Origin of the sequence: Eubacterium sp. MSJ-13, from assembly GCF_018918235.1 — a bacterium.
Lineage (GTDB): Bacteria > Bacillota > Clostridia > Lachnospirales > Lachnospiraceae > Butyribacter.
The window spans coordinates 1-5,334 of sequence record NZ_JAHLQE010000055.1; the positions used below are offsets into that span (position 1 = coordinate 1).

Below are 5,334 nucleotides of genomic sequence, written 5' to 3' on the forward strand. Positions count from 1 at the left end.
ATAGCAGCTAATAGTGTTATGAGCAAGTAGCAAAGCGGATTGCGAATATCCGCTTGAACCTGTTTTTTGGAGGTAAAAGATGAGAAACAAAACAAGACACTTTCTAAGTGTGTTATTATGCTTTTCTATGGTTTTGGGATTGACAGGATGCGGAAAAAAGATAAAAAAAGAACCAAAACCAAAACCGAAAGTGACAGTCTCAGTTGAAAAAGGAAATGCGGAGGCAACAGGAAAAGGTGATGGACAGGCTGATTCGCCTATAATCATAGGCTGTGACAGATTAAACAAAAATTTCAATCCGTTTACGGCAAAAAGTGCAGGAGATAAGGAAGTTGTCAGACTTACGCAGGCATACCTTGTTGCAAATGACAGGGCAGGCAAGCCTGTCTACAAGGGAATCGAGGGGGAGGTAAGGACATATAAGGGAAACGGATATACCTATTACGGACCGTCAGATATATCTGTTCAGTATAATGAAAAGAAAAATAAAACATATTATAAGATAAAACTGGACGATGGGCTGCTTTTTAGTGACGGTGAAAAAGTAACAGCAGATGATGTTATATTTTCAATGTACGCATTTTGTGACAGTTCATATAGGGGTGATGTAAAACTTGGCAGACAAAAGATAGAAGGACTTGCAAAATATAGAAAGAAAAAGAAAGTAAAGAGGATATCGGGCATCAGAAAAACCGGAAAATACAACATTACACTTGTAATAAACGGTTATAGTGACGACACGATAAATGCACTTCAGATACCTATATGCCCGTTGCATTATTACGGAAATGAACAGAAATATAATTACAGAAAAGGTCATTTTGGGTTTAAAAAGGGTGATATATCATCAGTTTGCGCAAACAAGAAATCACCGATGGGAGCAGGACCCTACAGATATGTAAAATATGAAAAAAAGATAGTTTATTACACGTATAATGAACTTTATTTTAACGGATGCCCTAAGACGGCATTTGTTCAGATAAAGGAAATGCACGATATTATAAGAAAAGCAAAAAAACGTGTTGAGGAGAATATAAAACAGGAAAATGAAGCGGAAGCACAAGGTACTGATGTTCAGAAAGATAATGAAGAAAAGACTGATAGTGATGATAATGAAGAAACACTTAATCATGTTGCCGAAGTGACAGAAGTTGTTGAAGGTACAGTAGATGTTATGTCAAAAAACATAACAGGTGATGACCTCGAATGGATAGCAAAAGCAAATTCAAACGGCAAATTGTCAGGAAATCAGATCAGTACACGCTTTACTACTGAAAAAAAATTCAGTTATGTGGGTATCAATGCGAAAAATGTAAGCGTTGGAGCAGACGGAGGTTCAGAAGAATCAAAGGCACTCAGAACAGCGATAGCAGCCGTGATAAGTGCGCAGAGGATAAATCTTGAGGAAGAACTTTCAGGCAGGGTGAAGATAATAAACTATCCTTATACATCTGAATCATGGCTCTCACCTAACAGTGAAGATAAAGATTACAACAGAGCCTACAGTGATGCGGTAGATGGGGGCGAGATATATAGCGATGATATGAGCGATGAGGAGAGAAATATAGCGGTAAAAGACGGTGCGAGAAAATATCTCCAAAAGGCAGGCTATGTTTTTGACGATAACGGAGTTATAAAAAAAGTGCCTCGAAAAGCCTCAAAGGTATACCATGTAATGTTAGAAAATGGAAGAAAGAACATGCTTTACCCTATGATAAAAAGAGCATCAGACCTGCTTGGTGATATTGGACTTGAACTTAAAATAGTTTCTGTATCAGAAAAACAGATGACATCTAAGAAGAACATTAAAAAAGCACAGTTGTGGTGTGCACAGACAGACACCTCATATGGATTTGGACTGAGCAGAAAATATGTGTCAGCACAGAGTATGTTTGGAATGGAAATGCCGATGTTTTCGGCTTATCTTAAAAAGACCGATGCGACAGTGAGAGCAGGCAGAAAAAAGAAAACATACAAAAAAGTATTTAACACGATACTTGAGCAGGCTGTTGAAGTACCAATCTGTCAGAAGCAGAAAGCGACATTGTTCAGTGCATCAAGAATAAAGACAGACACAATGACAAAAGATGCGACAACATACTATGACTGGATAAATGAGATTCAGAATGTAGAGATGAAGGAGTAGAAATGGCAGATAAGGTTGATTTTAAGATTGGTGACATTATAAAGATGAAAAAAGCTCACCCATGTGGTGCTAATGCGTGGGAGATAAAAAGAGTCGGAATGGATATAAGGCTTCGATGTACGGGGTGTGACCATCAGGTCATGCTGCCTAGAAAGCAGGTTGAGAAAGGTTTTAGAGGTTTTGTGAAAAAAAGTGCTTGCATATGACAGAAAACTGTGATATGATAAGAAACTGTGATATGTTAATTTTTCCTTGCTCTTTTCTGTTAGGACAAAGTGTGTTGAAACACATCGATTTTGAGATTATCACGCAAAGTCGGAGTCATGAGGAGAGCCAGAGACCAAAAGGAGGTACAGACAGCTATGAACAAATATGAATTAGCATTAGTTGTCAATGCAAAGATCGAGGACGATGCAAGAGCAGCTACTGTCGAGAAGGCTAAAGAGTATGTCACAAAATTCGGCGGTAACATTACAAATGTTGAGGAATGGGGCAAGAAGAAACTTGCTTACGAAATTCAGCATATGAAAGAAGGATTCTACTACTTCATCCAGTTTGATGCAGAAGCAGATGTTCCTGCACAGCTTGAGCAGGCAGTTCGCATTATGGATAATGTTCTCAGATACTTATGCGTTAGACAGGAAGCATAAGAAAGGAAGGTGTTTCCTTCATGAATAAGGTTATTTTAATGGGACGTCTGACAAGAGATCCTGAGATTAGATATTCTGCGGGAGAGAATCAGACAGCCGTTGCAAGATATACACTTGCAGTAGATCGTAGATTTAGACGCCAGGGTGATGAGCAGACAGCAGATTTTATCAACTGCGTAGTATTTGGCAGAGGAGCAGAGTTTGCTGAAAGATATCTTCATCAGGGTACAAAGATTGTAGCAACAGGCCGTATTCAGACAGGCAGCTACACGAACAAAGATGGTAATCGTGTTTATACGACAGATGTTGTTGTAGAAGAACAGGAATTTGCTGAGAGCAAGGCGGCCGCTTCAGAGAATGTAGGTGCTGGTTATCAGCAGGCAGGTGCAGCAGCACCGACAAGACCTGAACCTACTCAGGCAGCAGGTGATGGATTTATGAATATTCCAGATGCCATCGAAGAGGAATTACCATTTAAGTGTTAATGTTTGATTAAACATTACTGAAAAATTAAGGAGGATTTCGACATGGCTTACAATAAGAGCGATAGAGAAGGTGCAAGAAGAAGACCTATGCGTAGAAGAAAAAAGGTTTGTGCTTTCTGTGCAGATAAAGAGCATGATGTAATTGATTATAAAGATGTAAACAAGTTAAAGAGATATGTCTCTGAAAGAGGAAAGATTCTTCCTAGAAGAATCACAGGAAACTGTGCTAAACATCAGAGAGCTTTAACAGTTGCAATCAAGCGTGCAAGACACGTTGCAATTATGCCATATACAACAGACTAATTAAATTCTGTTTTCAATATGACCACCCTGACGAGCGTTTGTCAGGGTGGTTTTTTATATTGAAAATTTGAATGTAAAGACAAACAAGAGTTGCTTAGTTGATAAAGAGGTCTTGTTCATTTTTACCTTGGGATTCCTATAGAACCACCCTGTAAGTTGCTTTTTACCTTAGGATGTGCAAAATAGTAGCTCGATGCAACTAATTTTGCATATTCTTTATGTTCATCATTCTTTTGTTTACGCAAGTCATAATCGGTAAAAGGTTCATCAAAAGTGCTGAGATCGTAGTCAGTAAAGTAGTCATCTATTATAGTTTCCTGACGGAACTTTTCAACCTGTTCAGTCAGCTCTTTTGCATCATTTACATGGCTATAATCGACATCATCAAGAAGTTTGCATATCTGAGTCATAACACCAATCTCACGCTCAAGATTGTTTCTGTGTGTATTGCAGATTTCAGCCAGTTTTTCAGGCTCAGCAAATAATTCATGTATTTCATCAATAGAAAAACGAAGTTTGCGAAGACCGATGATTGTTTTTAAACGTGTTACTGATGTTTCATCATAGTCTCTGAAAATCCTTCCTGATTTATTTTGGGTGGGCGGGGTGATAAATCCGCAATCTTCATAGTAGCGTATTGTTTTCTGACTGACATTAAGTAACTTTGCTAATTCTTTAATTTTCATGATAATCCCTCATTTCTACATAATATTGAGTTGTTATTTTCTGTATCTGTACTAAAAATAACATATACCCTTAGGGAATAAGCAAGTATTTTTTTAATAAATGTAAAATTTGTTGAGATTACAGTTCTATATAACTTTTGTATTTGAGAAATGAAGAACTGAAAAAATGGAATATGAAATAAAATAAACAAAAACAACTGTTAAATAGACGAAAAAATTAGCATGTAATAAAATGTTATGTTGATGTTCACAAACTATTAACAAAAACAACATTACATATTCACAATAGTTAGGTAATATATAACCATCAAATGAAACGGAATCATTTGATAAGTGCTTAAATTTTTTTCATACCTTCTCCTTTAAGAATCGCTTCTCCAGGCGATTCTTTTTTTGCTTAAATATAAAATCATTTAATCTTTGTTTGCGAATATTTCATAAGTTCTATTGGTAATGTAAGTCAGGAAATTCTGAAGAATTATATTGAAACCTTTCTCAAACTGCTAAAAATCTTATCTACGCCAAGTGACATATTCCTGTAAGACTCATACAATTTTGTATAGTACTCACGCCCTTTATCTTCCAAGTGAAAATATATTCTTGTACGCTTTTTGCCAACCTTTACATTTTTTTCACTTATCAGACCATTTTCTATCATCTTGCATGTAGCTGCGTAGGTTGTATTGTAAGACAGAGAAATAAGACCATCAGAATTTTCAGTGATGATCTTAACGATTTCATATCCGTAACTATCTTTTTCGTTTAAAATAGATAAAATCAACAACTCGGCAATGCCGGTCGTAAGTGTATTTTTTGCTGCCATATTATTTGCTCCGACTTTTAAGGTTATAATATTAAAAGTATAATATATGATGTTGTAAAAATCAATTTTTTGGTTTATTTAGTATATATTCCAGTTTAGAACAGGTGATAATAGTAATTTGTTTAAGCTATTTCCAGAATAATTAATAATGGCAGTTGCGCAATTATTTTTTTATGATGATATAACTAGTACAACGAATAATTAATAATTGATACATTGAACAAGCCTGCACTTTCGATAG

7 protein-coding genes are annotated in these 5,334 nt (G+C 36.2%); 5 read left to right on the top strand and 2 right to left on the bottom strand.

Translation table 11 applies throughout. From position 1 onward, the window contains the following. The first annotated feature begins 79 nt into the window (after positions 1 to 79). The 5 genes from KQI69_RS03470 (at position 80) to rpsR (ending at position 3,584) form a co-directional block, all read left to right on the top strand. Positions 80 to 2,146 (top strand): ABC transporter substrate-binding protein, encoded by a 2,067-nt coding sequence (locus KQI69_RS03470; RefSeq protein ID WP_216563897.1) that lies wholly within the window; start codon positions 80 to 82, stop codon positions 2,144 to 2,146. Positions 2,147 to 2,148: 2 nt separating this feature from the next. Further along, positions 2,149 to 2,352 (top strand): DUF951 domain-containing protein, encoded by a 204-nt coding sequence (locus KQI69_RS03475; protein ID WP_216563898.1) that lies wholly within the window; start codon positions 2,149 to 2,151, stop codon positions 2,350 to 2,352. Positions 2,353 to 2,508: 156 nt separating this feature from the next. After that, positions 2,509 to 2,796, top strand: coding sequence for a 30S ribosomal protein S6 (gene rpsF, locus KQI69_RS03480; protein WP_216563899.1), 288 nt, complete (start codon positions 2,509 to 2,511; stop codon positions 2,794 to 2,796). Positions 2,797 to 2,816: 20 nt separating this feature from the next. Then, on the top strand, positions 2,817 to 3,281 hold the full coding sequence (locus tag KQI69_RS03485; RefSeq protein ID WP_216563900.1) for a single-stranded DNA-binding protein: 465 nt from the start codon (positions 2,817 to 2,819) through the stop codon (positions 3,279 to 3,281). 42 nt (positions 3,282 to 3,323) lie between these two features. Continuing rightward, positions 3,324 to 3,584 (top strand): 30S ribosomal protein S18, encoded by a 261-nt coding sequence (rpsR, locus tag KQI69_RS03490; RefSeq protein ID WP_022225044.1) that lies wholly within the window; start codon positions 3,324 to 3,326, stop codon positions 3,582 to 3,584. A 122-nt stretch (positions 3,585 to 3,706) separates the two neighbouring features. Here the strand turns inward: rpsR and KQI69_RS03495 are convergent, their stop codons facing one another. Together KQI69_RS03495 and KQI69_RS03500 are read right to left on the bottom strand one after the other, a co-directional pair. After that, entirely contained in the window at positions 3,707 to 4,270 is a 564-nt protein-coding gene (locus KQI69_RS03495; RefSeq protein WP_216563901.1) for a MerR family transcriptional regulator, read from the bottom strand. Positions 4,271 to 4,748: 478 nt separating this feature from the next. Next, positions 4,749 to 5,093, bottom strand: a complete 345-nt coding sequence (locus KQI69_RS03500; RefSeq protein WP_216563902.1) for a PadR family transcriptional regulator — start codon at positions 5,091 to 5,093, stop codon at positions 4,749 to 4,751. Positions 5,094 to 5,334: the final 241 nt, after the last annotated feature.

Bases quoted from the DNA above. Each gene is read 5' to 3' on its own strand.
- KQI69_RS03470 (WP_216563897.1), top strand. From the start codon at position 80: ATGAGAAACAAAACAAGACACTTTCTAAGTGTGTTATTATGCTTTTCT.
- KQI69_RS03475 (WP_216563898.1), top strand. From the start codon at position 2,149: ATGGCAGATAAGGTTGATTTTAAGATTGGTGACATTATAAAGATGAAA.
- rpsF (WP_216563899.1), top strand. From the start codon at position 2,509: ATGAACAAATATGAATTAGCATTAGTTGTCAATGCAAAGATCGAGGAC.
- KQI69_RS03485 (WP_216563900.1), top strand. From the start codon at position 2,817: ATGAATAAGGTTATTTTAATGGGACGTCTGACAAGAGATCCTGAGATT.
- rpsR (WP_022225044.1), top strand. From the start codon at position 3,324: ATGGCTTACAATAAGAGCGATAGAGAAGGTGCAAGAAGAAGACCTATG.
- KQI69_RS03495 (WP_216563901.1), bottom strand. From the start codon at position 4,270: ATGAAAATTAAAGAATTAGCAAAGTTACTTAATGTCAGTCAGAAAACA.
- KQI69_RS03500 (WP_216563902.1), bottom strand. From the start codon at position 5,093: ATGGCAGCAAAAAATACACTTACGACCGGCATTGCCGAGTTGTTGATT.